The organism is Streptomyces sp. NPDC002784 (assembly GCF_053592135.1).
Genome location: NZ_JBSFVD010000031.1, coordinates 1 through 25,779, shown reverse-complemented (window position 1 = coordinate 25,779; position 25,779 = coordinate 1). Strand labels below are relative to the sequence as shown.

The 25,779-nt window shown below is 73.8% G+C and carries 24 protein-coding genes and 1 pseudogene; 17 read left to right on the top strand and 8 right to left on the bottom strand.

Going from position 1 to position 25,779, the window contains the following annotated elements:
- Positions 1-7: 7 nt before the first annotated feature.
- From ACWD1Z_RS32655 to ACWD1Z_RS32645, 3 genes are all read right to left on the bottom strand, one after another.
- On the bottom strand, positions 8-1,576 hold the full coding sequence (locus ACWD1Z_RS32655; protein ID WP_451123730.1) for an SDR family oxidoreductase: 1,569 nt from the start codon (positions 1,574-1,576) through the stop codon (positions 8-10).
- A gap of 121 nt (positions 1,577-1,697) precedes the next feature.
- Positions 1,698-2,591 carry an SDR family oxidoreductase gene (locus ACWD1Z_RS32650; protein ID WP_451123728.1) on the bottom strand — a complete coding sequence of 298 codons (894 nt, stop codon included), beginning with the start codon at positions 2,589-2,591 and terminating at the stop codon, positions 1,698-1,700.
- A gap of 81 nt (positions 2,592-2,672) precedes the next feature.
- A complete protein-coding gene (locus ACWD1Z_RS32645; RefSeq protein ID WP_451123726.1) occupies positions 2,673-4,775 on the bottom strand; it encodes an MMPL family transporter in 2,103 nt (700 codons plus the stop codon).
- 74 nt (positions 4,776-4,849) lie between these two features.
- Here ACWD1Z_RS32645 and ACWD1Z_RS32640 point away from each other — a divergent pair, with 74 nt between their 5' ends.
- The 7 genes from ACWD1Z_RS32640 to ACWD1Z_RS32610 all read left to right on the top strand — a co-directional run bounded on the left by ACWD1Z_RS32640 (position 4,850) and on the right by ACWD1Z_RS32610 (position 11,180).
- Complete coding sequence (locus ACWD1Z_RS32640) at positions 4,850-5,353, top strand: MarR family winged helix-turn-helix transcriptional regulator (protein ID WP_451123724.1); 504 nt, start codon at positions 4,850-4,852, stop codon at positions 5,351-5,353.
- Positions 5,354-5,435: 82 nt separating this feature from the next.
- Positions 5,436-6,029, top strand: a complete 594-nt coding sequence (locus tag ACWD1Z_RS32635; RefSeq protein ID WP_451123722.1) for a DUF4383 domain-containing protein — start codon at positions 5,436-5,438, stop codon at positions 6,027-6,029.
- A 127-nt stretch (positions 6,030-6,156) separates the two neighbouring features.
- Positions 6,157-6,876, top strand: coding sequence for a class I SAM-dependent methyltransferase (locus ACWD1Z_RS32630; protein WP_451123720.1), 720 nt, complete (start codon positions 6,157-6,159; stop codon positions 6,874-6,876).
- On the top strand, positions 6,873-8,420 hold the full coding sequence (locus ACWD1Z_RS32625) for an FAD-dependent oxidoreductase (RefSeq protein WP_451123718.1): 1,548 nt from the start codon (positions 6,873-6,875) through the stop codon (positions 8,418-8,420). Before ACWD1Z_RS32630 ends, ACWD1Z_RS32625 begins: the two co-directional genes overlap by 4 nt.
- A 105-nt stretch (positions 8,421-8,525) precedes the next feature.
- Positions 8,526-9,410: an oxygenase MpaB family protein gene (locus ACWD1Z_RS32620; protein ID WP_451123716.1), complete on the top strand. Its 885-nt coding sequence runs from the start codon at positions 8,526-8,528 to the stop codon at positions 9,408-9,410.
- An 84-nt stretch (positions 9,411-9,494) separates the two neighbouring features.
- Positions 9,495-10,736, top strand: coding sequence for an NAD(P)/FAD-dependent oxidoreductase (locus ACWD1Z_RS32615; RefSeq protein WP_451123714.1), 1,242 nt, complete (start codon positions 9,495-9,497; stop codon positions 10,734-10,736).
- Positions 10,737-10,946: 210 nt separating this feature from the next.
- Complete coding sequence (locus ACWD1Z_RS32610; RefSeq protein ID WP_451123712.1) at positions 10,947-11,180, top strand: DUF2945 domain-containing protein; 234 nt, start codon at positions 10,947-10,949, stop codon at positions 11,178-11,180.
- A gap of 78 nt (positions 11,181-11,258) precedes the next feature.
- Here ACWD1Z_RS32610 and ACWD1Z_RS32605 read toward each other — a convergent pair whose 3' ends face one another.
- Entirely contained in the window at positions 11,259-13,223 is a 1,965-nt protein-coding gene (locus tag ACWD1Z_RS32605; protein ID WP_451123710.1) for a hypothetical protein, read from the bottom strand.
- Between the two features lie 208 nt (positions 13,224-13,431).
- Between ACWD1Z_RS32605 and ACWD1Z_RS32600 the strand changes: the two genes are divergently transcribed.
- The 10 genes and pseudogenes from ACWD1Z_RS32600 (at position 13,432) to ACWD1Z_RS32555 (ending at position 21,679) form a co-directional block, all read left to right on the top strand.
- A complete protein-coding gene (locus ACWD1Z_RS32600) occupies positions 13,432-13,581 on the top strand; it encodes a hypothetical protein (RefSeq protein ID WP_250076857.1) in 150 nt (49 codons plus the stop codon).
- A gap of 210 nt (positions 13,582-13,791) precedes the next feature.
- A complete protein-coding gene (locus ACWD1Z_RS32595) occupies positions 13,792-15,489 on the top strand; it encodes a PP2C family protein-serine/threonine phosphatase (RefSeq protein ID WP_451123707.1) in 1,698 nt (565 codons plus the stop codon).
- Positions 15,486-16,577 (top strand): cobalamin B12-binding domain-containing protein, encoded by a 1,092-nt coding sequence (locus tag ACWD1Z_RS32590; RefSeq protein WP_451123705.1) that lies wholly within the window; start codon positions 15,486-15,488, stop codon positions 16,575-16,577. Before ACWD1Z_RS32595 ends, ACWD1Z_RS32590 begins: the two co-directional genes overlap by 4 nt.
- Positions 16,574-16,981, top strand: a complete 408-nt coding sequence (locus tag ACWD1Z_RS32585) for an STAS domain-containing protein (protein WP_451123703.1) — start codon at positions 16,574-16,576, stop codon at positions 16,979-16,981. The genes ACWD1Z_RS32590 and ACWD1Z_RS32585 overlap by 4 nt, the downstream gene beginning before the upstream one ends.
- A gap of 114 nt (positions 16,982-17,095) precedes the next feature.
- Positions 17,096-17,500 (top strand): hypothetical protein, encoded by a 405-nt coding sequence (locus tag ACWD1Z_RS32580; RefSeq protein ID WP_451123701.1) that lies wholly within the window; start codon positions 17,096-17,098, stop codon positions 17,498-17,500.
- A gap of 248 nt (positions 17,501-17,748) precedes the next feature.
- Complete coding sequence (locus tag ACWD1Z_RS32575; protein WP_451123699.1) at positions 17,749-18,855, top strand: YihY/virulence factor BrkB family protein; 1,107 nt, start codon at positions 17,749-17,751, stop codon at positions 18,853-18,855.
- A 78-nt stretch (positions 18,856-18,933) separates the two neighbouring features.
- Positions 18,934-19,398, top strand: a complete 465-nt coding sequence (locus ACWD1Z_RS32570) for an SRPBCC family protein (RefSeq protein WP_451123697.1) — start codon at positions 18,934-18,936, stop codon at positions 19,396-19,398.
- On the top strand, positions 19,395-19,733 hold the full coding sequence (locus ACWD1Z_RS32565) for an ArsR/SmtB family transcription factor (RefSeq protein WP_389419574.1): 339 nt from the start codon (positions 19,395-19,397) through the stop codon (positions 19,731-19,733). Before ACWD1Z_RS32570 ends, ACWD1Z_RS32565 begins: the two co-directional genes overlap by 4 nt.
- 83 nt (positions 19,734-19,816) lie before the next feature.
- Positions 19,817-20,257 carry an SRPBCC family protein gene (locus ACWD1Z_RS32560; protein ID WP_451123694.1) on the top strand — a complete coding sequence of 147 codons (441 nt, stop codon included), beginning with the start codon at positions 19,817-19,819 and terminating at the stop codon, positions 20,255-20,257.
- A gap of 187 nt (positions 20,258-20,444) precedes the next feature.
- Positions 20,445-21,679 (top strand): annotated as a pseudogene (locus ACWD1Z_RS32555) (epoxide hydrolase family protein).
- Between the two features lie 22 nt (positions 21,680-21,701).
- On the opposite strand, the gene ACWD1Z_RS32550 reads toward ACWD1Z_RS32555, so the two are convergent.
- From ACWD1Z_RS32550 to ACWD1Z_RS32535, 4 genes are all read right to left on the bottom strand, one after another.
- Positions 21,702-22,829, bottom strand: a complete 1,128-nt coding sequence (locus ACWD1Z_RS32550; protein WP_451123692.1) for a hypothetical protein — start codon at positions 22,827-22,829, stop codon at positions 21,702-21,704.
- Between the two features lie 140 nt (positions 22,830-22,969).
- Positions 22,970-23,773 carry an SDR family oxidoreductase gene (locus ACWD1Z_RS32545; RefSeq protein WP_451123690.1) on the bottom strand — a complete coding sequence of 268 codons (804 nt, stop codon included), beginning with the start codon at positions 23,771-23,773 and terminating at the stop codon, positions 22,970-22,972.
- 72 nt (positions 23,774-23,845) lie between these two features.
- Positions 23,846-24,745, bottom strand: a complete 900-nt coding sequence (locus ACWD1Z_RS32540; RefSeq protein WP_451123688.1) for an aminoglycoside phosphotransferase family protein — start codon at positions 24,743-24,745, stop codon at positions 23,846-23,848.
- A gap of 578 nt (positions 24,746-25,323) precedes the next feature.
- A partial coding sequence (locus ACWD1Z_RS32535) for a DUF4097 family beta strand repeat-containing protein (RefSeq protein WP_451123686.1) occupies positions 25,324-25,779 on the bottom strand: 456 nt, incomplete at its 5' end.

Here is a 25,779-nt window from a genome sequence, read left to right as displayed (position 1 = left end):
GATAGCCCTACTGCCGCACTCTTCGGTCGCGGCGCGGCAACCGGATGCGGGCGGAGTGCGAGGGCCCGCGCGCGCTCATGCCCTTGGCGGCGGCCTGGGTGATGTTGCGGGCCATGCCGCCGAAGACGACCGCGTGGAAGGGCGAGACGGCCCACCAGTAGGCGTGGCCCAGCAGACCGCGGGGGTGGAAGAGCGCGCGCTGCCGGTAGCGGGTGCCGCCGTCGGCGTCCGTCTCCGCGTACATCTCCAGCCACGCCAGGCCCGGCAGCCGCATCTCCGCGCGCAGCCGCAGCAGCCGGCCGGGCTCGATCTCCTCGACCCGCCAGAAGTCCAGCGAGTCGCCCACCCGCAGGCGTTCGGCGTCGCGTCGGCCGCGGCGCAGGCCGACCCCGCCGACGAACCGGTCCAGCCAGCCGCGGACCGCCCAGGCGAGCGGGAAGGAGTACCAGCCGTTGTCCCCGCCGATGCCCTCGATCACCTTCCACAGCGCCTCCCTGGGCGCCTCGACGTCGAGCTGCCGTTCGTCCTGGTAGAGGCTGCCGCCGGCCCAGTCCGGGTCGGTGGGCAGCGGGTCGCTCGGGGCTCCCGGGACGGCGGCGGAGGACCAGCGGGTGACGACCTGCGCCTCCCGGACCCGGCGCAGCGCCAGGGACAGGGCCTCGTCGAAGGGCAGCGGCCGGCCCGGCAGGTCGGGCACGTACCGGGCGATGTCGTGTTCGCGGCAGACCACTTCGTGCCGCAGCGACTCGGTCAGCGGCCGGGCGATGGCGGCGGGCACCGGGGTGACCAGGCCGACCCAGTGGCTGGACAGCCGGGGGGTCAGCACCGGGACGGGCACGATGAGGCGCGGCCGCAGTCCGGCGACGACGGCGTAACGGCGCATCATCTCCCGGTAGGTGAGCACGTCGGGTCCGCCGATGTCGAACGCCCGGTCCACGTCGTCGGGCAGCGTGGCGCAGCCGACGAGGTAGCGCAGGACGTCGCGGACGCCGATGGGCTGGGTGCGGGTGTGGACCCAGCTGGGGGTGACCATGACGGGCAGGCGTTCGGTGAGGTAGCGCAGCATCTCGAAGGAGGCCGACCCCGACCCGATGACGACCGCGGCACGCAGCACGGCGGCCGGAACCGGCGCCTTGAGGAAGATGCGGCCCACCTCGGCCCGGGACCGCAGATGCGGCGAGAGCGATTCTTCGGGGACGCCTTCGGGCGTGAGCCCGCCGAGGTAGACGATCCGCCGTACCCCGGCGGCGTGGGCCTGCTCGGCGAAGACGCGGGCCGCCCGGCGGTCGGTCTCCTCGAAGCCCGTACCGCTGCCCAGGGCGTGCACCAGGTAGTACGCGACGTCGATCCCGCGCATCGCGGCGGCGACCGACTCCGGGTCGGTGACATCGCCCTGGACCGTCTCGGCGTCCCCCGCCCAGGGGTGGTCGCGGAGTTTGCCGGGGGAGCGGGCCAGGCACCGCACCCGGTGACCGGCGTCCAGCAGTTCCGGCACCAGCCGGCCGCCGATGTAGCCGGTCGCCCCGGTCACCAGGCAGTGCGGCCGCTGTGCGGCGCGCTGTCCGTCCGTGCTCATGGCCGTTCCTCCAGGGTGTGGCGCGGCGGGCGGTCCGCCCGGTACCCGCGGGTCCGTCCGCCCACGAACACTTCGCACGCAGTGCCGCCGACGGATGCGCGCCTCGGGCCGTACCGCCCGGTCACGGGACGGGGGCGGCCGGTCCGCCCGACTGGTCAGCGCGGCCGCCGGCGCCGAGCAGTCCCGTGGCGGTGAACGGCTCGGCGGCGGCCAGGCGGGGCAGTTCGCGGCGCGACAGCATCGTGACGACCGGCGGCACCGCCCCGCGCACCAGCTGCATCGCGCGCAGCCAGCCGGGCACGTAGACGGACGGCCGCCGGCGTTCCACGGCCGTGGCGAGCCGGTCCGCCACATACGCCACGGGATAGACCTTGCGTGCCGGTGCCGGCATGTGGCCGCGCAGCTCCCGCAGTACGGCGTACTCGTCGGCGTCGCGGACCATGTCGGTGTCGGTCCAGTTGATGTAGGCGATCCCCACGCCCACATGGCGGTGGGCGACTTCCGCGCGCAGCGCGTGGGCGAACGACTCGACCCCGGCCTTGGAGGCGCAGTAGGCGCTCATCATCGGCGCGGTGCCGAGGGACGCCAGGGAGGCGACCTGGAGGAAGTAGCCGCGGACGGCGAGCAGGTCCGCCAGGAAGGCGCGCGCGGTGACGGCGCTGCCGACGAGGTTGACCTCGATCACCCGGCGCCAGACCGCGAGGTCGGCCTCGGCGAACGGGCCGCCCTCGGCCACTCCGGCGTTGGCGACCACCACCGACGGGGGTCCGAACCGGGCGCGGATCTCGGCGGCGACGCGGAACATGCCGTCCGCGTCGGTGACGTCGACCTCCCAGCACGCGGACTCGCCCGGGAGGGTGTCACGGACCTCCGCCAGCGTCCGTTCCTCCCGGCCCAGCAGAGCCACCCGGGCGCCCCGGCGGGACAGCTCCCGGGCCAGCCCCTCCCCGAGGCCGCGCGCCGCTCCGGTCACGACGGCGGTACGTGCGTACAGGGGACTGCGGGCAACCGGCATCGGAGTTCCTTCCCGCCGCGGCACAGGGCCCGGCCCACGCTAGACGCGGACCGGGCCCTCGGCATGTCGGCGGCCGGGCCGCTACGCCGGTGGTGTCACCGCCGATCCGGTCCCGGCGCTTCGGCGGGCCGGCGCGCTCGGCCACCATGCCTTGGGCCCGATGTCGATCACCAGCGCGGGCACCAGCAGCGACCGGACCACGAGGGTGTCCAGCAGCACGCCGAAGGCGACGATGAACGCGATCTGCACCAGGAACGCCAACGGGATGACCATCAGGGCCGCGAAGGTCGCCGCGAGCACCACACCGGCCGAGGTGATCACTCCGCCGGTCGTGGTCAGCCCGCGCAGCACGCCCTGCCTGCTGCCGTGGGTGAGCGCCTCCTCCCGGACCCGGGACATGAGGAAGATGTTGTAGTCCACGCCGAGCGCCACCAGGAACACGAAGCCGTACAGCGGCACCGAGGCGTCCGTGCCGCTGAACCCGAGGAGGTGCTCGAAGACGAGCGCCGAAACCCCCAGCGTGGCCAGGAAGTTGAGGGCGACTGTCGCGACCAGCAGGACCGGTACGAGCAGGGAGCGCAGCAGCAGCATGAGGATCAGCAGGATGATGGCCAGCACCACGGGCACGATGACCGTGCGGTCCCGGGCGGCGGTCTGCTGGGTGTCGTACTGCTGTGCCGTGTACCCGCCGACCAGCGCGTCGGCGCCGGAGACCGCGTGCACGCTGTCGCGCAGCCGCTGGATCGTCTCCTTCGCGGCGTCGCTGTCCGCGGCGGCCTCGAGGGTGGCGTCGATGCGGACCCGGCCGTCGACGACGAGCGGCTCTCCCGCGCCGGGCCGCCCGGAGGCGGACACGGCACCGGCCGACGCCACGCCCTCGGTCCCGCTCGCGGCGGCGGTCACCGCGTCACCGCGGTCGGCGTCGGCGATGATGACGGCCGGGTTGCCCGACCCGCCGGGGAAGTGCTCGCCGAGCGTGGCCTGGGCGGCGACCGACGGCGCGTCGTTCACGAAGATCTCGTCCAGGGGGACGCCCTTGGAGGACAGGGCGGGGGAGAAGCAGGCGAAACCGGCCAGCACGACGGCGGTCACCATCCAGGTCCGCCGGGGCCGGCGGTCCACCGTCGCGGCGATCCGCCGCCACACCCCGCTGCCCTGCGCCGACGGCTGGGGCCGGGACGGCCAGTACGCGACCCGGCCCAGCAGGGCCAGCACGGCGGGCAGGAAGGTGAGCGTGGACAGGACGGCGCACAGGATGCCGATGGCGCCGACCGGTCCGAGCGCGCGGTTGTTGGTGAGGTCGCTGGCGAGCAGGGCGAGCAGCCCGAGGGCCACCGTGGCAGCGCTGGCGGTGATCGCGCCGAAGGAGCGGTGCACGGCGGCGACCGCGGCCGAGACCCGGTCCCCGCGCGTGGCGAGTTCCTCACGGAAGCGCGCGGCCAGCAGCAGGGCGTAGTCGGTGGCGGCGCCGATCACCAGGATCGACAGGATGCCCTGCACCTGGCCGTCGACCCGGACCACGTCCCGCTGCGCCAGCGCGTAGACGACGGCACAGGCGAGCCCCAGGGCGAACACGGAGCCGAGGATGATCAGGAAGGGCAGCAGGACGCTGCGGTAGACGAGCAGCAGGATCAGCAGCACGGCACCGAGCGCCACGCCCAGCAGCAGGCCGTCGATGCCCGCGAAGGCGTCCGACAGATCGGCCTGGCTCGCCGCCGGTCCGGCGATCTGCGCCGAGGTCCCCGGCACGCCCTCCGCCGCCCGGCGGATCCGGTCCAGCGCGGTCGGCAGTTCCTCGCCCAGGTCGGGTTCCAGCTGGACGACGGCCTGCAACGCCTGGCCGTCCTCGGAGGGGATCGCGGGCGAGGGCCTGCCCACGAGGCCGGGCTGCCCGGCGAGCGCGCCGACGGCCCGGGTGGCGGCCTTCTGCTGCTCCTCGCCGACCCGTTCCCCGCCCGCCGTCCAGACCACGATGGCGGGCAGGGTCTCGGACTGGTCGAACGCCTCCCGGGCTTCGAGCACCCGGGTGGATTCGGCGCTCCGCGGCAGGAACGCGGCCTGGTCGTTCGTGGCCACCTCGCCCAGCTTGCCCGCGTAGGGGCCGAGCGTGCCGCCGACGCCCAGCCAGACGAGCAACAGGACCACGGGTACCAGCCACCGGGCCCGGCGCGGTGCGATGTTCATGAGCGTCCCAAAGCAGTAGCGGAATGTGTCGATGACAAAGTATCTCAACGATCAAGTTACTTTATGCTGGGGGTATGAGCGCCCCCGGCATGCCCCCGCCGTCTCTTCCCGCGGACGACCCCACGGGGTTGCAGTCCTTCGCCGTTTTGTTGCGCCGGATGAACGGCGAGTTCAACCGCATCGCCCAGGAGTTCGCCCAGGCCCACGGGCTGCATCTCACCGACGTCCAGGCGCTGATCGCGATCCTGGACGCCGACCCCGAGGACGGCCCGATGACTCCGGGCCGCCTGCGCAGGCAGCTGAACCTCACCTCCGGCGCGATGACCGCATGCGTCGACCGGCTGGAGCGGGCCGGCCACGTCCGGCGCGTCCGCGCCGTCGACGACCGCCGCGTGGTGCACCTGCACTACGCGGCCGGGGGCAAGGCCCTGGCCCGGGACTACTTCCGGCCGCTGGCCCGGAGCACCGACACGGCACGCGGCCGCTTCACCCCCGACGAACTGGCCGTGGTCGTCCGCTTCCTGGCCGAGCTGAACCGCGAACTCGTCCTGCTGCGCCGGGACACCGGCCAGGGGTGACCGGGGAGGGGCGACCGGGGAGGGGTGACCGGCGCGGGTGCGAAACCGCATCCATTCCGCCCGTAACCGGTGAAATGCGGGCATGAAGCTACGAGATGAACTCCCGGTCGACCACCACCTGGCGACGGTCTACCGCTACGGCGCCGGCCTGTGCGGCCTCGTCCTGCTCACCTTCGCGGCCCTCGGTTTCGCCGACGCCCTGAGCCCCTTCGACACGGCGGGCGACGAGATCGCCGGGATGACCACCAACCTCGCGCTCAGCGTCCTCTCCACCTTCGTCGGACTGGCCCTGCTCGCCGGGGCCGTGATCGGCGGCAACTTCGCCTCCACCCTCAACATGACGGTGGGCACCCTGTTCGTCCTGAGCGGCTTCGCCCACATATTCGTCCTGGACCGCCCCGCCAACGTCCTCGACTTCGGGATGACCAACGTGATCTTCAGCTTCGTCATGGGCCTGGTCATCGCCACCTTCGGCATGTACGGCCGGGTCTCCAGCAAACTCCCGCCCGACAACCCCTACCGGCAGCGCAGGCACGCCCGGCAGGCGGCCCACGCGGACGAGCCGGGGACAGCGGCACTGCCGGGCACGGGCGGCCGGGCACCGGCGCTGCCCGAGGTAGCGACCAGGACTGCGGCCCGCGAGACCGCACGGCCGGACCCGTGGGCGAATCGGTGACAGCCGACCGCATCCGCCGATGCCCCGGCACCGGAAGCAGGGGCAGGTGCGCACGCGCACCCCGGCCGCGCCGGCCGGCCCGCCCCCACTGACCGACCGGACCCTGCTCCCGGCCCCTGGAGACCGTATGACCCTGCTGCGCGACGAAGACCTCGCCGTCGCCTTCGACCACGCGTCCCGCAGTTACGACGCCCTGGTCGCCGCCAACCCCGGCTATCACGCCCACCTTCGGCGCTCCGTGCGCCGGCTCGGGCTGCCCGGACGCGGGGAAGGACTGCGCCTGCTGGACCTGGGCTGCGGGACCGGCGCCTCCACGGCCGCCCTGCGGTCCGTGCTGCCCGCCGCGAACATCACGGCCGTGGACGCCTCCTCCGGCATGCTGGCCCGCGCCGCCGCGAAGCCCTGGGCGGACGGCGTGACCCTGGTGCACGCACCGGCCGAGGGCCTGGCCGAGGCGGGGGTGAAGGGACCGTTCGACGCGGTGTTCGCCGCCTACCTCTTCCGCAACGTCGCCGACCCGGACGCCGTACTCGCCACCGTCCGCGATCTGCTGCGGCCGGGCGGGCGCCTCGGCGTGCACGAGTACTCCCTCAGCGGGCGCCGCGCCGACCGGGCGGTGTGGACCCTGGTGTGCCGCGGCATCGTCCAGCCCGCGGCGACCGCGCTGGGCGACGGGCCGCTGTACCGGCACCTGTGGCGCAGCGTCGTCGAGTTCGACACCGCAGGCCGGTTCGCCGAGCGGATCCGCGCGGCCGGCTTCGAACGGGTCCGCGCCCTGCCCCTGCCGGGCTGGCAGACGGGCATCACCCACACCTTCGTGGCCGGGCGAGGGGAGACGGACCGATGAGCGGCGCCCCGCCCGCCGCCCGCCGCGGCAGGGACCGCCGCGCCCGGGTCCTGATCGCGCCCCCGGGAGCCCGGCAGGCCGACGGGCGGCCCACGGTCGCCGTGATCGGCGGCGGGATCGCGGGCCTGGCGGCCGCGACCGCGCTGGCCGAACGAGGCGTGGCCGTCACCCTCTACGAGCGCGAGCCCTACCTCGGCGGCCGGGTCGGCGGCTGGTTCACCCGGCTGCGGGACGGCAGCACGGTGACGATGAGCCGCGGCTTCCACGCGTTCTTCCGCCAGTACTACAACCTGCGCGGACTGCTGCGCCGTACCGACCCCGCCCTGTCCCGGCTGACCGGCCTGCCCGACTATCCGCTGCTGCACGCCAACGGGCTGCGCGACAGCTTCCGGCACGTGCCGCGCACCCCGCCGTGGAGCGCGCTCGGCTTCGCCGCCCGCAGCCGCTCCTTCCGGCTGCGGGACCTGCGCGCCATGGACCCCGTCGCCGCGCTGCCGCTGCTCGACGTGCGCGTGCCCGACATCTACGACCGCCTCGACGGCATCAGCGCACACGACTTCCTGGAGGCCGTCCGCTTCCCGCGGGACGCCCGCCATCTGGCGTTCGAGGTGTTCTCCCGGAGCTTCTTCGCCGACCCCCGGCAGCTGTCGGCCGCCGAGATGGCGCTGATGTTCCACATCTACTTCCTCGGCTCCGCCGAGGGCCTGCTGTTCGACGTTCCCCGCGATCCCTTCCCCACGGCCCTGTGGGATCCGCTCGCCCGGTACCTGCGGCGGCACGACACCGAGGTGCGCGCCGCCACGCCGGTCGAGCACGTCGAGCCCGCCCGGGGAGGCGGCTTCGAGGTCGCCGCCGACGGTCAGGAGCGCTGGTACGACGGTGTCGTGCTCGCCCTGGACGCCTCCGGCCTGCGCTCCCTGGTCGCCCGTTCGCCCCACCTGGGCGACGCACCGTGGCGCGAGCGCGTCGCACGCCTGCGCACCGCCCCGCCCTTCCTGGTCAGCAGGCTCTGGCTGGACCGGCCCCTGGCCCACGACCGGCCGGGTTTCCTGGGCACCAGCGGATTCGGCACCCTGGACAACATCAGCGTGCTGGACCGCTGGGAGGACGAGGCGGCGCGCTGGTCCTCCCGCACCGGAGGCTCCGTCGTGGAGCTCCACGCCTACGCCCTGCCGCCGGACGCCTCGCGCGAGGTCGAGCAGAAGCGGCTCGTGGAGCAGCTGCACCACATCTGCCCGGAATCCCGCACGGCCACCGTCGTCGACGCCCGCCACGAGTGGCGCGCGGACTGCCCGCTGTTCCCCGTGGGCGGCTACGCCGACCGCCCCACCGTCCGCACCCCGGACCCCGCACTCGTGGTGGCCGGGGACGTGGTCCGCACCGACCTGCCCGTGGCGTTGATGGAGCGCGCGGCGACCACCGGTTTCCTGGCCGCCAACGCACTGCTGGAACGGTGGGGGGTGCGGGGGCAGACGCTGTGGACGGTGCCCGACCGCGGTCGCGGCGCCCTGCTGCGCGGACTGGCCGGCCTGGCGGGGCGCTGACCGGCCGGATCCCGGCCCGCCCCGCCGGGTGAGCGGCCCGGAAAGGGGATACCCGTACCCCGTGGGCGTCTTCGCGGCGCCGGGGGGGAAGGAGGCACCGAGACCATGAGGCTGCCGGCCGAACTCGACCGCATACGCGACCGTACGGGCGAGGCGATCTTCTCCCGGGTGGCAGGGCCCGAGGGGCCGGCCAACCGCGCGCACATCCACGGCACGCCCGGACCGCGCTGGTTCGGCCCCGACCGGCCCGTCCGCCGCGTGCACGGGGACGCCTCGATGTTCACCGGCGGACTGGCCGCACTGCTCCTTCAGTCGCTGCACCCGCTGGCCATGGCCGCGGTCGCCGGGCACTCGGGCTTCCGGGGCGACCCCTGGGGGCGGCTGCAACGGACGAGCACCTTCCTCGCCGTCACGACGTACGGCCCCGCCGACAGCGCACAGGAGGCCTGCGACCGGGTCCGGGCCGTGCACGAGACCGTGCGCGGCACGGCCGCCGACGGCCGGTCCTACCGTGCCTCCGACCCGCACCTGCTGTGCTGGGTGCACATCGCCGAGGTCGACTGCTTCCTGCGCGCCCACCAGCGGTACGGCGCCCGCCCGCTGGACGACGCGGGCTGCGACGGATACGTCGCGGACATGGCCCGCATCGCTACCGCGCTCGGCGTCCCCGATCCGCCGACGGACCGCGCCGGACTCGAGCGGCGGCTGGCCGCCTACCGCGCCGAGCTGCGCGCCACGCCCGAGGCCCGGGACACGGCGCGCTACCTGCTGCTGCGGCCGCCGATCCCCTGGGCCGCCCGCCTGCCCTACGCGGTGCTGGCCGCCAACGCCGTGACCCTGCTGCCCGGTTGGGCCTCCCGTGCGCTCCGGCTGCCCCGCGTCCCGGTCGCCGAGGGCCTGTGCGTGCGCCCGCTCGGCACCGCCCTGACCGGCGGGATCCGCTGGGCGATGGCCCCCACCCGCAGGCAGGCGCAGGCGGGCGACGGCTGACCGGTCCCCCGGGCCGCGTTGGTGCATCCGGGGGCGGGGAACACGGCGAAGTGCCAGGGGGGTCGACGCGGGAGAGGTGGTCATGTGGGCGCGGCAGACAAGGCGGCGGACGTGCTGGTGGTGGGGGCCGGTGTCGCCGGCCTCGCCTGCGCCCGCGACCTGCTGGAGGCGGGTGTCGGCGTCCAGGTGCTGGAGGCCTCGGACGAGGTCGGCGGACGCATGCGCTCCGACCGCGTCGAGGGGTTCGTCGTGGACCGCGGCTTCCAGGTGTTCAACACCTCCTACCCCCAGGTCCGGCGCCGGCTGGTGCTGAAGGACCTCGGACTGCGGCCCTTCACCCCCGGAGTGCTCGTGCACGGCCCGGCGGGCAGGCTCCGCTTCAGCGATCCCACCCGGCGCCCGCGCACCCTGCCGGATCTGCTGCCGGGGCGGCTGGCCGGCCCCCGCGACATGGCCGCCCTCGGGGTGCTCTGCGCCCGCGACATGCTGGTCCCGCCGCGCCTCCTGAAGCGGACCGCGGACACCACCACCCGTACGGCCCTCGCGCAGGCCGGTATCTCCGACGACCTGGTGGAGCGGTTCTTCCGGCCGTTCCTGTCGGGCGTGTTCCTGGAGGACGAACTGGTCACCTCCGGCCGGGTCTTCCACCTGGTGTGGCGGAGCATGCTGCGCGGCACGCTGTGCCTGCCCGCGCACGGCGTAGGAGCCGTCCCGCGCGCCCTGGCCGCCGCCCTGCCCACCGGCACCGTACGGCTCGATACGCCCGTGGAGCGGCTGACCGGCGCAGGGGTGCTGACGGCGGGCGGCCGCGAGCTGCCGGCACGGGCCGTGGTGGTGGCGAGCGGACCCGGAACGGTCGCCGCGCTGCTGCCCGACGTCGACCTCCCCGCCTACCGGGTCGTGACGACGTACTGGCACATCGCCCCGCGCTCCCCGCTGGGCGAGCCGACCCTGCTCGTGGACACCCGGCGCCGGTTCCTCAACACCTGCGTCCTCAGCGACGTCGTGCCCGAGTACGCCCCGGCGGGCCACGCGCTGATCGCCACCTCGGTCCTCGGCCATGACGCCGAGGGCCGGGAGAGCCAGGTGCGCGAGGCCGTCGGCGAGGCGTACGGGACGGGTACGGACGGCTGGCAGCTGCTGACGGTCCGCACGGTCGAGGACGCGCTGCCCGCCATGGCGCCGCCGCAGCCGCTCAGCCGGACCAGCCGGGTGGGGCCCGGCCGCTACGTGTGCGGGGACCACCGGGCGACCGGCTCGGTCCAGGGCGCACTGGCCTCGGGGGCACGGGCCGCCCGCGAGGTACTGCGGGACCTGCGCCGCTAGGCCGAGCCTCCGGCACTCGTCTTCGTCCGGGGCTGCATCCGCGGGCGGCCTCGGTGCGGAAGTGTCTTACGCGGGAGGGACAGGGCTCTCGCCCCGAGACCCCCCGAGCCGGGGCGAGAGCCCGTTTCGCGACAGGGGCGAACGACTGTCGCCCCGGCACCCGGCCGGAAACCGCCGCCGGGACGGGCCGCGACCACGAGGGGCATCGACATGGCCAAGCACAACCGCCGGGACGACAACCCGCGCAAGGGCGACAAGGTCGCCTGGAGCAGCCACGGCAGCGAGACGACCGGCAAGGTCGAGAAGAAGATCACCGAGCGGACCGAGGCCGCCGGCCGCACCGTCGACGCCTCGTCCGAGGAGCCGCAGTACGAAGTGCGCAGCGACAAGTCAGGGCGCTCCGCCGTCCACAAGCCGTCCGCCCTCAAGAAGCGCAAGAAGTGAGCGGCGCGGGGACGAGGAGCGGCGTCCGGCGTGGCTGGAGTTCCGCTCGCCCGTGACGCACCCGGGCGGCCCCGCCTCTCACCGAGGGCCGTGCACCTCCGCCCCACCGGTGCCCCGCCCGCTGACCTGCGCATCGGCGCCCCGGGAAGCGCGGACGGCGAGGAAGCGCCCGTCGGCCGCCGCGCGGACCGGGGCCGACGCCTCCACGCGCGTGAGTGACCTGCTTCCGGCGGCGAGGAGGTACGACGCCCCGGAGGGGGCCCGCCAGTCGATGCCGGCCACGACGTCCTGGCCGAACCGGCTGCACTCGGCGGTGTCCTCCCGGACACCGGCCGACCGGGCGCCGCCGCTGCCCGGGCCGAGGAAGAGATACTCCACGCGTCCCCGCCCCCGCCAGGTGTCCGCCCGGGCACACACCCACGTGGCCCGCCCGGCCCGCTCGGGCAGCTCCTGCTGGGCGAACACCCAGTGGTTCACCGCCCGCACGCCCTCGCCCCGCAGCCCCTCCAGGCGGCACGCGGCGCGCGCCCAGCCTTCCAGGGCCTGCGGGCCGGTGGCCTCCCGCGGCGGACGCGGCCGTACGCCGGGCTCCGGAGGTGGCATGTACGTCAGGTGCGCGGGCGACAGGCCGCCGAGGTCGGTGAGCAGGAAGGCGTGGTCCTCGACGATGCGCGGTGAGGAGCGCAGCTGCACCACCGGCCAGGTCCCGCAGTCGCGACCGGCCGGCGGCACGGGAAGGGGGTCGGTGACGCCGCTGTCGGAGCTGTCCAGGCCGCGCACCGCGGTGTCGGGCGCGAGCAGGTCGCGGGTGCCCGCCTCGGCGATCCACGGCGCCAGCAGCAGCCGTACCGCATCCGTGGAGCGGGAGACGACGACCGCGGCCGCGGTGGTGACGTCGGCGCCCTCGGTGAGGGCGGAGACCAGCTCCGGCGGTCCGTCACCGGAGAGCGGCTCGCTGTAGCGCACGGTGGTCAGGTCGTCGTGCAGGACGACCACCGCGCGGTCGTCGACGTCACCGGCGAACAGCAGCCGCGGGGGCCGGCCCGTCCCGGTGGACGCCGCACCCGGCTCCACCGACCGTCGCATCCGCCGGTCCGGGTCCGACCAGGCGCGCAGGGCGCGCTCGAGCAGGTCCCGGTCGCCGGTCCGCGCGCCGCGGGCGGGCCAGGCGGTGAAGTCGACGCGCGCGGTGTCGGCCCAGGCGTCGGGGGGTGTACGGCGCAGCTCCTGGGCGTCGACCGCCGACGCCGGACCGTGCTGCCCGCTTCCGGCGGGGCCGGTGGTGCCGTCCGGGAGGGCGAGCGCGGACACCATGGCGCACCCGGCCACCAGGACGGCCGTCGCGGAGGAGCGCACCCGGTGCCGGCGGCGGAGCAGGTCGGTCGGCCGCGCGTGCAGCAGGCAGGGGTCGAACTCCGGGGCGAGCAGGGCGGTGGCCGGCACGCCGGTGCCTGCGTCCGGCGCCCCTTCGGCGGCGGGGCGCCCCTGCTCGACGAGCCGCCGCGCCGCGAGGACGGCACCCTCGGGCTCGCTCACGCCCACGGCCCGCAGGACACCGCCCGCCTCCTCGGCGGACTCCTCGTCCAGCACCAGCAGCGCGACGGCCGCCCGCACGGGCCAGTCGGCCTGGGCGAGAGCCCGGTCCAGCGCCATCTCCTCGGCGCCCCCGGACTGCGGGAACAGCCGCAGCCCCCACACCGCGGGGAGCATCGAGCGGGCCCGGGAAAGCCGTGCGGACCGTGACTCGTGAGCCAGGGAGGCCCGCAGCACACGCGTCCGCAGGGCCGTGTACTCGGCGGAGCCCAGCTGCCGGGCGTCCCTCGCCCGGCGCCGGCCCGGCACGACCAGCGGGCGCCGGGGGAGCGCCCGCTGCACGACACCGTGCGCGGCCAGGACCCTCCGGTGGCGGCTGAGGCCGCGGGGGAGCGTCACATAGACCAGGCGGACCAGTCGGGCGTAGTGCTCCATGAGCGCGGCCTCGGCGTGCTCCACGTCGAGTACGCGCGGTTCGCTGCCGGGGTTCGCCGGCCGGCGCAGGGACATGATCGCCTCGCTCTTTCGAGTGGGGGCGGAAAGATCCGTTCGTAGGGCAAACGAGTGATCTTCGATGCCGTCACCTCGGCGCCCCGAATCCGGTGGACGAGGGCCTGGGAAATGTCGGCAGGGATGACCCGGCCGAACCGGGGTAACCGGTGACGCACGAAGGCTTTGCCGCACCGGCACTGTCGTCCACCGCACTCAGGAGGCAGACATGCCAGGAATGTTGGACAAGATCAAGCAGTTCAGTCGCAGCCCGCAGGGGCGTCGTACGGCAGAGCAGGTACGCCGTGCCTCCGCCGACCCGCGCCGCCGGGCGCAGGCGCAGCGCCTGCTCGGCAAGTTGCGGGGGCGGCGGCACTGACCGGCTTGCCGTGCCGGGGTTCTGACGCTGTATCAGGGCCGGGATGTTCTCGCGTTCGGTGAGCGCATCGCGGCCCTCACCCCTGTCCGCCGGTCCACGCGGCGCGAAGAGCGTCTGCGGGGGGCGTGCCGGTCGGGAGACGGTGAAAAGCTCTTGTTTTCCAGCAGCAGGAAGGGGGTTGGGCGCGCACGTGGCGCTCCCCTGCCTGTGATGCCTTCTCCCGCTTCCGGATCCTCCGCCCCCGCGCGCGGCGACCTGGGCGTCGGCGCGTCGTGGCGCGGTGCCCCCTGCCCGATCCTGGTGATGGACCGCGTCGGCGGCATCGTCGACCTCAACGACGCCGCCCGCACCCTCCTGGCCCACCCGGCCCCGGCCGGCGGCGCCGGACGGACCGCGCCGCTCTGGCTCCTCGACGCGCACCGCCGGCTGACGCCGAGGGACGCGGGCACCGGCGACCCGGCGCCGGCCGCGGGCACGATCGCCGACCGCGCCTTCCGCGCCCACCCCACGCCCCGCCCCGGCGGCGAGGTGGTGTGGTGGCTGCTGGAGGACACCGATCTACGGCTCACCGAGCGGGCCCTGGACAGCGCGCGGGAACGGGCCTCGGTCCTGTCGGCGGCCTCCAGCGCCCTGCTCGCGTCGCTCAACCTCGACCGCTGTCTGGAGGTGACCGCGCGGCTCGCCGCCGAACACCTCGCGGACGCCGCCGTGGTGGTCGCCCCAGCGCGGGGCCGCCGGCATCCGCTCACCTACGCGGAGAAGGGCGGACCCCTCACCCGGACCACGCGGGAGATCGACCCGGAGGTGGTGCCGGGACTGACGGAGGCGCTGCAGGGCTTCCCGCCGGTGCCCGCCCGCTGGATCAGCCCCGACAGCATCCCCGACTGGGCCGTCCCGCCGGGCTTCGCCGGCCCCATCGGCGCCGTGATCGTCACCCCGCTGCCCGGGCACGGCATCCCGGCGGGCGCCCTCGTCCTGCTCCGCTCCGGCAGCCACCGCGCCTTCGACGAGGGCGAGGAGGTCTTCGCGCGCCTGTTCTCCTCGCGGGCCGGAGCCGCGCTGTCCGCGGCCCGCCTCTACACCGAGCAGGCCGCCATCACCGGTGCCCTGATGCGGGAACTGCTGCCGCCCACCCTGCGCCAGGTGCACGGCGTGGGCTACGCCGGCCGCTACCGTGCCGCCCGCGATCACGAACGGGTCGGCGGCGACTTCTACGACGTACACCCCGGTGCCGACCCCTCGCAGGAGTCGTTCGCGGTCCTGGGCGACGTGGCCGGCAAGGGGCTGGAGGCCGCCGTGCTCACCGGCAAGATCCGCAGCATCCTGCAGGCGCTGCTGCCGCTCGCCGACGACCACCAGCAGGTCCTCGGTCTGCTGAACGGCGCCCTGCTGAACTCCCACAGCGCCCGGTTCGCCACCCTGACGCTGGCCTCCGCGCGCTTCCGCGCCGGGCTGGTACACCTCAGGCTGACCAGCGCGGGCCACCTCCCGCCGCTCGTCGTGCGGCGGGACGGGCAGGTGGAGGAGGTGCCGACCCGCGGGCAGCTGGTCGGGGCCCTGCCCGACGTACAGGCGAGCACCGTACGGGTCGTCCTGGCGCCCGGCGAGAGCTGCCTGCTGTACACCGACGGCATCACCGAGGCCCGCGGCGGCCCGCTCGGCGACGAGATGTACGGCGAGCACCGGCTGCGCGCCGCGCTCCGCGACTGTGCGCGGATGCCCCCCGAGGCGCTGGTGGAGCGCGTGCACATGCTGGCGGACCAGTGGCTGAGCGGGCGCAACCACGACGACATGGCCACCCTCGCCGTCACCAACCCGGCGGGCGGCCGAGGGCGGCTCCAGCTCGTCGGTGGAGGTACCGGCCGTACCGACGCCGTGGACGGCGTGAACAGGGAGAGCGACGCATGAGAACTGCCGTACCGGCGGATCACGAGATCCTGACGCTGCGGGAACGGCTGTGGACGGCGGCACTGGACGCCGACGAGGCGGCGGCGATCGGCGTGGTGGACTCGGCCGCGCGGGACGGCTGGTGCCCTGAGTCCCTCCTCCTCGACGTCATCGCCGCGGTGCAGCGGAAGGTGGGCGAGGAATGGGCGGCCGACCGGATCACCGTGGCCGACGAGCACGCCGTCACCGCCGTCAACGACCGTGCGGTGGCGGCTCTGGCGCGGCGGGTGCCCCCTCCCTCCGGTGACCGGACCCGGGTGACCGTGGCGTGCGTGGACGGGGAGTGGCACGCGCTGCCGGCCCGGCTCGTGGCGGAGACCCTGCGGTGGCGCGGTCACCGGGTGGACTTTCTCGGCGCCCATGTGCCGACCCCCCACCTCATCACCCATCTGCACGCCACCCGGCCCGGGGCGGTGCTGCTGTCCGCGTCGATCCCCACCCATCTGCCCAAGGCGCACGCGGCCCTGACGGCGTGTCAGTCGATCGGGGTGCCGGTCGTCGTGGGCGGCGCCGCGTTCGGCCCCGACGGCCGCCAGGCCCGCGCCCTGCGCGCGGACGCCTGGGCGCGGGACGCCAGGCAGGCCGCCGGCCTCCTGGAAACCGGCCCGAGGACGCCGTTCGCCCTCGCCGCCCGGCAGCAGGTCGACGACCTGCCGCACCTCGCCGACCAGGAGTACACCTTCATCCTCCGCAACCGGTCCGCGCTGGTGAGGCAGGCGCTGCACGACCTGGAGGAGCGGTATCCGGCGATGCGGCACTACACCCCGGACCAGTACGACCGCACCGCCGAGGACATCAGCCACATCCTCGACTTCCTGGCGACCGCCCTCTACTTCGACGACGGCGACATCTTCGACCGGTTCGTCACCTGGACCGCCCGCATCCTCACCGTGCGCCGGGTCCCCGTGGCCTCGCTCGGCCTCGGCCTGACGGTGCTGGCCGGGGAACTGCACGACTTCCCGCGTGCCCAGCGCTTCCTGCGGGACGCGGGCACGACCCTGGACGCGCCGCCCGCCACGGCCGCGGCCGGAACGGAGGTGTCCGCATGAGTACGTGTCCGGCCCTGCGGGTGGTCACCCGTACCGTCGCCCCCGGCGTGCTCGTCGCGGCGGTCGGGGGCGACCTCGACCACGGCACCGGAGGCACGTTTCTCGCCCTCCTGGCGGACGCCCTGGACACGTACGTCCAGGAACACGGCACGAGTCCGTCCGACCTCCGCCTGGACTGCGCGGAGCTGACCATGACCGACTCGGTGGGCCTGTCCGCGCTGCTCATGCTCCGTCGGCGCACGCACCGGGCGAGGATCACCCTGCACCTCGACAACCGCCCCGCACAGCTCACGCGCCTGCTCGACCTCACCGGCATCACCGCCTACCTCACCGAGCCCGTCGGCACCAGGCTCCCGGCCGACGGCGGGGAGACCGGCGCGCGGGGCGCCGTGACCGCGCCGTGAGGAGGTGGAGCCGCGTTGTCAGTGCCGTGGGCAAGAATGCGGCGCAGCAAGATCAACACCGGGCCCGGACGGGGCGATCGGTGTCCGTTTCCCGTGTCTGGAAGGACCCTGCCGATGCCGCTCACGCATAGAAGCCTCCTCGACCGGGCGGCCGGCCCCGCCGCCCCGCGTCCCAGCACCGCTCCGGGGCCCCGCCCGAGAGGGCCCGTGGCCCCGCTCGCCGGGCCCGCGGCCGAGGTGCTGCGGATCGTGTCCGACCCCCGCACGCCGGTCTTCGTCACGGCGCACGCGGGCGGGCGGCTCCGCTACGGCTACTGGCGGCCGGTCGGTTCCGCCGGCGGTACCGGCGGGTGCTACGTCGCGCTGCCGACGGACGTGTGCGAGGAGTTGCGCGCGACGGGCCGCATCACCCTCGGCGCCCCGGTCACCGATCCGGGGAAGACCACCTACCAGGTCAGCGCGGCCCGCACCCTGTCGCGGGCGGAGGGGGCGGTGCGCGCCCGGCGCCGGGCCGCCTGACGGCGACCGCACGGGCGGGCCCGCTGCCGTACGGCGGTACGCCCGGCCCCGAGTGACGGTGGCGGATCACGGTGCGCCCGGCCACGGATGACGGTGGCGTCGGATCACGGTGCGCCCGGCCACGGATGACGGCGGCGTCGGATCACGGTGCGCCCGGCCACGGATGACGGTGGCGGATCACGTTGTGAGCGGCCAGGAATGACGGCACTTCAGCTTTGAGAGGGCGCTGCGCGGTTACCCGGTGGGTTATGACGAAGCTGCATCTTCCTGGGCGCAAGGCACACCACGACTCCGACGAGCGCTTGGCGCGGCCGTCGCCGGAGGAGGCGGGGCCTGACGAGCAGGTCGAGGAGGCCGCGCCGGACTCGCCCACGAAGCTGCCCAAGGGGGCCTGGTGGGCGGTGCTCAAGGGCACCGTGAAGGAGTTCAAGGACGACGAGCTGACCGACCGGGCCGCGGCGCTGACCTACTACGGGGTGCTGTCCCTGTTCCCGGCGCTGCTGGTGCTGGTCTCCCTGCTGGGCATCGCGGGCAAGTCGGCGACCGACAAGGTGCTGACGAACCTTCAGGACCTCACCCCGGGCTCGGCGCGGGACATCATCACCCGGGCCGTGGAACAGCTCCAGAACAACTCCGGAACCGGCTCCGTGATGGCCCTGCTCGGCCTCGCGCTGGCGGTGTGGTCGGCGTCCGGGTACGTGGCGGCCTTCATCCGCTCCGCGAACGCCGTCTACGACATGCCGGAGGGCCGCCCGGTGTGGAAGATCCTGCCGGTGCGCGTGGCCGTCACCGTCTTGCTGATGGTGATGGCGGTGGCCTGCGCGCTGATCGTGGTCTTCACCGGCGGTCTGGCCAGCCAGGCCGGACAGGCGCTCGGGATCGGGGACTCGGCGCTGACGGTGTGGTCGATCGCGAAGTGGCCCGTGCTGGTGGTGCTGGTCACCATCATGATCGCGGTCCTGTACTGGGCGACTCCGAACGCCAAGGTCAAGGGCTTCAAGTGGATCACCCCCGGCAGCTTCCTGGCCCTGGTGATCTGGCTGGCGGCCTCGGCCGGATTCGCGTTCTACGTGGCCAACTTCGCCTCGTACAACAAGACGTACGGCACCATGGCCGGCGTCATCGTCTTCCTCATCTGGCTCTGGATCAGCAATCTCGCGATCCTGTTCGGCCTGCAGTTCGACGCCGAGACCGTGCGCCAGCGCGCCATCGCGGGCGGGCATCCGCCCGAGGCCGAGCCGTACACCCAGCCCCGGGACACGAGCAAGTGGGACGAGGAGGACGTGCGCCGTTTCGAGGAGACGTCACACCCGGACTCCGAGGGCCCGGTGGGCGACCGCCATCGGGAGCATTGAGCAACCATCGGTTGCGCATTCGGCCGGGCCGCTCTACCGTTACATGCAACCAAAGGTTGCTAATGGCTGGAGAGTGGCATGGAGTACGGCAGTATCGAACGGGAGATCCATATCGCCGCCGCGCCCGAGGTGGTCTACGAGGTCGTCAGCCGGCCCGAGCATATGCGGGAGTGGTGGCCTGACGAGGCGGACCTCGCCCCGGTGCCCGGCGCCACCGGCACCATCATCTTCGGCGACAAGACCACACCGGAGGCGACGGTCGTCCCCCTCACGGTGGTCGAGGCCGACCCGCCGCGGCGGTTCTCCTTCCGGTGGGTGTACGACGAAGGGCAGCCGGCGGCGCCGGACAACGCGCTGCTGGTGACCTTCGAGCTGGTTCCGTCCGGCGCGGGCACGCTGCTGCGCTTCAGTGAGACCGGCTTCCGGGAGAGGGGCTGGGAGGCCGCCGTACTCGAAGAGGCGTACCGCGAGCACGTCACCGGCTGGGACCACTTCCTGCCCCGCCTCGTCAGCTATGTCGCGCGGGTGGTGTCGACGCGGTGACCGTCTCCGTCGACGACGAGCTCTGGTCGGCCGTGGGGGACCCCACCCGGCGCCGGATGCTCGATGTACTGCTCGCCGACGGCGGCGGCACGGCCACCACGCTCAGCGGGCAGCTCCCGGTGACGCGGCAGGCGGTCGCCAAACACCTCGGTGTGCTGCACCGGGTCGGACTGGTGCAGGTCACACCGTCCGGACGCGAGCGCCGCTACGAGGTGGACGAGGCCCAACTCGCCCGTGCCGTCGCCCAGTTGTCGGCCGTCGGGGCCACGTGGGACGCCCGGCTGCAGCGCATCAAGCGGATCGCCGAGGCCATTGAGCGCGGCCAGGAGAAGTGACCCGCCGACTTCGTACGTCTTCCGTCCCGCGGTGCGGGACCGCGCCCCGACGCGGGCGCTCATCCCAGGAAAGAGGCAGCGACATGGTGGACATCCTGCACAGGATCGGAGTCACCTCGTCACCCGATGAGGTCTACACCGCCCTGACGACCATCGACGGACTGGCGGGCTGGTGGACCCAGGAGACCGACGGCGACAGTGCCGTCGGCGGAGTGATCCGGTTCCGTTTCGTGCCCGGCGGGTTCGACATGAAGGTCCTGGAGGCCGAACCGGCCGAGCGGGTGGTCTGGGAGGTCGTCGACGGTCCGCCGGAGTGGATCGGCACGCGCGTCAGCTTCGAGCTGAAGCAGGAGGACGACTTCACGATCGTGCTGTTCCGGCACGAAGGCTGGAAGGAGCAGGTGGAGTTCATGCACCACTGCTCCACCAAGTGGGCGACCTACCTCATGAGCCTGAAGAAGCTGGTCGAGACCGGCAAGGGCGAACCCTCGCCGCATGACGTGCAGATCAGCAACTGGCACTAGGGGGAATGCGGAGACGGGGTCCGGTGTTGCGCGGGGTGCCTGGCATGGCCGAGTCAAGGAGGGAAGGGCACCCCGTGAAGAACGGCATCCACCCCGTCTCCCGGCCGGTCGTCTTCCGCGACCGTGCGTCGGGATTCACCCTGCCGACCCGTCCCCCCGGACCACCTGCCCCGCAAGGAACCACGCCATGACCGCCCGGCACACCTTCCCCCTGGAGCCGACCCCGATCCATGTGCCCGACGAGGCCCTCGACGACCTGCGCGCCCGTCTCGCACTGACCCGCCCGCCGCTGGACGAGGGCAACGCGGACTGGTCCTACGGCGTCCCGGCCGGCTACGTGCGGGAGTTGGTCGCCTACTGGCGGGACGGCTACGACTGGCGCAAGGCCGAGGCCGCCATCAACGTCCACGAGCACTACCGAGTCAGCGTCGCCGGCGTCCCGGTGCACTTCCTGCGCAAGCCCGGCCGCGGCCCCCGCCCGATCCCGCTGATCCTCACCCACGGCTGGCCGTGGACGTTCTGGCACTGAGCGAAGGTGATCGACCCGCTCGCCGACCCGGCCGCCTTCGGCGGTGACCCCGCCGACGCGTTCGACGTCATCGTGCCGTCCCTGCCCGGCTTCGGCTTCCCCGGCCCGCTCACCGGCTTCCCGGACGTCAACTTCTGGAAGGTCGCCGACCTCTGGCACTCCCTCATGACCGAGACCCTGGGGTACGAGAGGTACGCCGCCGGGGGCTGCGACATCGGCGGGCTCGTCTCCAGCCAGCTCGGCCACAAGTACGCCGACGAGCTGTACGGCATCCACATCGGCTCCGGGCTGCCGCTCGACTTCTTCACCGGCCCCGCGCCTGGGACTTCGCCCGGAACCGGCCCCTCACCGACGACCAGCCCGCCGACATCCGCGCCCGCATCATCGAACTGGACCACCGCTGGGCGCCCCACCTCACCGTGCACATGCTCGACGGCGCCACCCTGGCCCACGGGCTCAGCGACTCACCCGCCGGACTCCTCGCCTGGCTGCTGGAACGCTGGAACGCCTGGAGCGACAACGGCGGGGACGTCGAGTCCGTCTTCACCAAGGACGACCTGCTCACCCACGCCACGATCTACTGGGTGAACAACTCCGTCGCCACGTCGATGCGCTACTACGCGAACGCCAACCGCTACCCCTGGGCCCCGGCCCACGACCGCACCCCGGCCGTCGAGGCCCCGGTCGGCCTCACCTTCGTCACCTACGAGAACCCGCCCGGCATCCACACCGCGGACCAGCGGGTCCAGGCGTTCACGTCAGGCCCGCAGGCGGACTGGTTCCACCACGTCAACGTCAACGCCCATGACCACGGCGGCCACTTCATCCCCTGGGAGAACCCCGACGCCTGGGTGAGCGACCTGCGCCGCACCTTCCGCGGCCGCAGGCCCTGAACCACCTGGCGGGCGGTTCCCCTCAGGGGCCGAGGCGTTCGGTGTACGCCTCGGTGGGAGGAGCCGCCACATGGCTCGTCATGCCGACCGACCAGAAGTCCTCGGTGCCCGGCACGCGTGCCACGTCGTTGAGGTACGGCGTGGCGGCGGTGTCGTCGGGGCCGCGGACCACGGTCCAGCCGCCGCCGTCCCGGCGCAGATACGTGCTGCGGCTGCGGTCCTGGTAGTCCCAGCCGGAGATCCAGGCGGCGCGGCCCTGCGCGTCGCCCGCGATGCCGCTCAGCGACCCGACGGTGAAGCCCGCCTCGACGCGCGTCCAGGCGGTGCCGTCGAAGTGGCTCAGGGAGGGGTTGCCAGGACGCCCCGGAGGGCCGCCGGCGCCGGCCTCCGTACCCACCGCCCATACGTCGTCCGCGGCGGCCGGGTGGATGTCGGCGATGCCCAGGCGCAGCCCCGGGATCGGGGGCAGGACCGTCCAGGCGCCGTCCCAGCGGGCCACGAGCCCGGACCAGCCGCCGCCGGTCGACTGATCCCCGGACACCCACACCTCACCCGGCGTGCGCACGACGACCCGGTAGAGGTTCGCGCTCGCCACGGGCAACGGGTCCAGCCACCGCCACCGCCGCCCGTCGTGATGCAGCAGCCGGACCGCGCCGTCCCGGGTGCCGCAGATCCACACCCGCCGGTCGGTGCCGACCGCCACGGAGGTGAGCCGGACGTCCGGATCGCCCCGGCCGGGGAAGGAAGCCTCGCGCCAGGTGGTGCCGTTCCAGCGCAGCAACGGGCTGCGGCCTTCGCCGGCTTGGCCCACGCTCCACGCGGAGGTGGGCCCGGTACCGGCGACATCCCACAGCCGTACATGGCTCAGATGGGACAGATCCGTCTTCGTCCAGGCACTGCCGTTCCACACCATGCCCAGCGCTCGTCCCCCGGCGGGCCCGCCGAGTTCCTCCTCGCCCACGGCCCAGGCGAGCCCGGGTCCGGCGGCGGAGACACGGCGCAGTTGCGCGGGAGGAGTGCTGCCGGGCGCCGGCACGGACCGCCAGCCCTGCGCACGGGGTGTCGGCGCGGCGGCACGGGAGGGGTCCGGGCCTAGCGTGGCGCCCGCGAGCGTGCCGAGCGCCCCGGCCACGAAGTGCCTTCGTCTCACGGGTGAGTCCTTCCGGATGGAGCGGGCGGATGGGAAGGACCACGGTGAACCGGCGGCCGTCACAGGGCTAGTGACGCGCGTGACAAAGCCGTCAGGGCCGGGTGGATTCGGACAGGTGCCGTGCGCCGGCCGGCGGGCCGCTACGCGAGCCCGCCATTGCTCATCAGCAGCTGGCCGTTGATCCACTCGCCTTCCCGCGAGCACAGGAAGTCCACGAGGTGGGCGGTGTCCTGCGGGGTGCCCAGGCGGCCGAGCGGGGTGCTGCGGACGCAGTGCTCGCGGATCTCCTCGGACATCCATCCGGTGTCCACGGGGCCGGGGTTGATGACGTTGGCGGTCACCCCGAGGTGGGCGAGTTCGCGGGCGGCGGCCAGCGTGATGCGGTCCAGGGCGCCCTTGCTGGCGCCGTACGGCAGATTGCCCACCGTGTGATCGCTGGTGAGGCTGATGATCCGCCCGGTGCCCGCAGCCCCGGCGAAGCGGCGTCCGAACTCGCGGATGAGCAGCCAGCCGGCGCGCGCGTTGACGGCGAAGTGCCGGTCGAAACTCTCGACGGTCGTGTCGAGCAGACCGGAGTCGACGGACTCGCAGTGGCACATCACCAAGGCGGTGACGGGCCCCAGCAGTTGTTCGGCCTCGTCGAAGACGCGCGCCGGTGTCCCGGGGTCGGCGAGATCCGCCTCGACGGCCGCGCTGGCCGCCCCGTGCTCGGCCAGCGCCTGGCTGATCGTGCCGGTCGCGCCGGGCTCGCTGCGCCATGTCATGCGATCGTCGTAGGGGGTCCAGTAGGTGAAGGCGATGTCCCAGCCCGAGACGGCCAGCCGGCGAGCGATGCCCGCGCCGATCCCCACGGTGCGGCCCACTCCGGTGACCAAGGCGATCGGGCGCGCCGGGGGAGGGGTACGGCCGGGGTCGGTCTGCTCTTGATCGATACGCGTCGTCACGGTGTGGGATCGTCCATGACCCCCACAGCAGCGTCAACATCGACGACGGTCGAAGCCCCCGCAGCGCGGTGGTCAGCCGGCGAGGGCCGCGGTGATCTGGCGGGTGGTCTGTGCGGCGACGCGGGGGTCGGTGGCGGCGTAACTGGTGTACGCGTTCAGGCCGGTGGCGAGGGCCCAGCCGCGGCCTCTGGTCCAGGTGGCGTCGTCGATGCCGAGTGCGGCACGGAAGGTGGCCCGGCTGCTGGCGGACATGAGGGTGAAGGCGATCATCATGTCGCGGGCCGGGTCGCCGATGCCGAGTTCGCCGAAGTCGATGACGGCGCTGAGGCGGCCGTCGACGGTCAGCAGGTTGCCGGTGTGGAAGTCGCCGTGGAACCAGACCGGAGGCCGGTCCCAGCCGGGGGAGTCGAGGGCCGCGTCCCACAGTCCGGTCATGGCGGCGGCATCGAACGGTCCGTCAACTCGCGCAACAGCGGCCCGTGTTGATCGGTCCCGGTCGGCCAGCGGCTGTCCGGTGAGGTCCTTGCGCGTGTGGTGGGCCGCGAAGTCGTCGGGCGTGCACGCCTGGAGGGCGAGGAGGAACTCGGCCAGCTGGACGGCCGCCCGGGACGAGTCGCCCAGGGCCTCGGCGGTGGCCACGTCACCGTCGAGCCAGCGGGACACCGCCCACGGCCACGGGTATCCGAAGTCCGGTTCACCGACGGCCACCGGTGTGGGAACGGGCAGGGGCAGGTGCGGGGCGAGCCGGGGCAGCCATTCCGACTCCTTGACGGCCTGCCGCCCGGCTCCGGCATGGCGGGGCAGGCGCACGGCCAGGTCCTCCCCGAGCCGGTGGATGACGTGATCCGAACCGGCCGGGTCGAGCAGCGTGAGAGGCAGTGGCGCCCAGTGCGGGAACTGCGTGTCGACCAGGCGCCTGGCGAGTGCGGTGTCGATCGCGGGGCGGGGACCGGTGGGTGTGCCGGGTTCCAAGAGCGACTCCTGTCGTACGAGGCGATCAGGCCGACTGCCTTCTCGAACTCTACGTCCGGACCAAGTCCTGTGACGGGGCGGGAAACCACCCCGCTGGGACGGGCGCGGCGGCCGGTGAAGACGTAGCGGCGGAGGATGAGGAAGCGGGCGGTTCCGGCGAGGGCGGAGGCGGTGAGATAGACGGTCTGTTCGGTGAGCAGGCCGGGGGAGGGCTGGATCAGGTGCAGGGCCCCTATGGCGAGGCTGGTGCTCAGGTAGGCGGCGGTCGCCGAGCCCGCGGACTGCCAGTGTTCTCGCCAGGTGGCGCTGCGCTGTCGGACGAAGGTGTAGCGGGCGTGGAGTTCGGTGCACAGCAGGGTGGTGGCGACGGTGATGATCGCGTTGGCGGCGGCCCAGGGCATGGTGAGGGCCAGCAGCGGTACGGCGAAGCCGGCGAGGACTCCGATGCCGCCGCCGAGGACGACGAAGCGGAGGAAGGAGGCGAGGGGGCGGGAGTCGGCCGCAATCGCCGCCTGGGGCTTGGGAGATGGCTGCGACTGCATGGCGGCGTCCTTTCCGATGAGAGGTGGGGGCGGGGCTCAGAGGCTGCGGGCGGTGATGTCGCCGTGGCTGGTGGTGGCGTGGAGGGCGAGGGGGGCGGCGGAACCGTCGTTGTTGTTCAGGGAGTTGTGGACGCGGCCGTAGGCGGTGCCGGCGTCGAGGGAGGCGGATACGCCGTGGGCGGCGCCGATTTCGATGTCGCCGTGCTGGGTGGTGAGGGTGACGGTGCCGGTGGTGGCTTCGGTGATGTGGATGTCGCCGCGCTGGGTGGTGATGTCGGCGGGGCCGGTGAGGCGGCCGATGGTGATGGTGGCGTCGTGGGCGGTGAGGCGGGCCCCGGTGGTCTCGTCGAGCTTGACCGAGCGGTAGCCGCCGTCGAAGTCGATGTCTCCGAGGCGGCCGACCCCGCGCAGTTCGGCGGCGTCGGCCTTGGCCTGGACGTGGGAGCCGGCCGGGAGCTGGACGGTGACCTCGACGGAGCCGGTGTTGCCCAG

Excerpts from the sequence above, each read along its gene's own strand:
- ACWD1Z_RS32645 (WP_451123726.1), bottom strand. The coding sequence starts at position 4,775 with ATGAACATCGCACCGCGCCGGGCCCGGTGGCTGGTACCCGTGGTCCTG.
- ACWD1Z_RS32590 (WP_451123705.1), top strand. The coding sequence starts at position 15,486 with ATGAGAACTGCCGTACCGGCGGATCACGAGATCCTGACGCTGCGGGAA.
- ACWD1Z_RS32625 (WP_451123718.1), top strand. The coding sequence starts at position 6,873 with ATGAGCGGCGCCCCGCCCGCCGCCCGCCGCGGCAGGGACCGCCGCGCC.
- ACWD1Z_RS32570 (WP_451123697.1), top strand. The coding sequence starts at position 18,934 with ATGGAGTACGGCAGTATCGAACGGGAGATCCATATCGCCGCCGCGCCC.
- ACWD1Z_RS32635 (WP_451123722.1), top strand. The coding sequence starts at position 5,436 with ATGAAGCTACGAGATGAACTCCCGGTCGACCACCACCTGGCGACGGTC.
- ACWD1Z_RS32610 (WP_451123712.1), top strand. The coding sequence starts at position 10,947 with ATGGCCAAGCACAACCGCCGGGACGACAACCCGCGCAAGGGCGACAAG.
- ACWD1Z_RS32605 (WP_451123710.1), bottom strand. The coding sequence starts at position 13,223 with ATGTCCCTGCGCCGGCCGGCGAACCCCGGCAGCGAACCGCGCGTACTC.
- ACWD1Z_RS32620 (WP_451123716.1), top strand. The coding sequence starts at position 8,526 with ATGAGGCTGCCGGCCGAACTCGACCGCATACGCGACCGTACGGGCGAG.
- ACWD1Z_RS32580 (WP_451123701.1), top strand. The coding sequence starts at position 17,096 with ATGCCGCTCACGCATAGAAGCCTCCTCGACCGGGCGGCCGGCCCCGCC.
- ACWD1Z_RS32655 (WP_451123730.1), bottom strand. The coding sequence starts at position 1,576 with ATGAGCACGGACGGACAGCGCGCCGCACAGCGGCCGCACTGCCTGGTG.
- ACWD1Z_RS32585 (WP_451123703.1), top strand. The coding sequence starts at position 16,574 with ATGAGTACGTGTCCGGCCCTGCGGGTGGTCACCCGTACCGTCGCCCCC.
- ACWD1Z_RS32630 (WP_451123720.1), top strand. The coding sequence starts at position 6,157 with ATGACCCTGCTGCGCGACGAAGACCTCGCCGTCGCCTTCGACCACGCG.
- ACWD1Z_RS32595 (WP_451123707.1), top strand. The coding sequence starts at position 13,792 with ATGCCTTCTCCCGCTTCCGGATCCTCCGCCCCCGCGCGCGGCGACCTG.
- ACWD1Z_RS32640 (WP_451123724.1), top strand. The coding sequence starts at position 4,850 with ATGAGCGCCCCCGGCATGCCCCCGCCGTCTCTTCCCGCGGACGACCCC.
- ACWD1Z_RS32575 (WP_451123699.1), top strand. The coding sequence starts at position 17,749 with ATGACGAAGCTGCATCTTCCTGGGCGCAAGGCACACCACGACTCCGAC.
- ACWD1Z_RS32600 (WP_250076857.1), top strand. The coding sequence starts at position 13,432 with ATGCCAGGAATGTTGGACAAGATCAAGCAGTTCAGTCGCAGCCCGCAG.
- ACWD1Z_RS32650 (WP_451123728.1), bottom strand. The coding sequence starts at position 2,591 with ATGCCGGTTGCCCGCAGTCCCCTGTACGCACGTACCGCCGTCGTGACC.
- ACWD1Z_RS32560 (WP_451123694.1), top strand. The coding sequence starts at position 19,817 with ATGGTGGACATCCTGCACAGGATCGGAGTCACCTCGTCACCCGATGAG.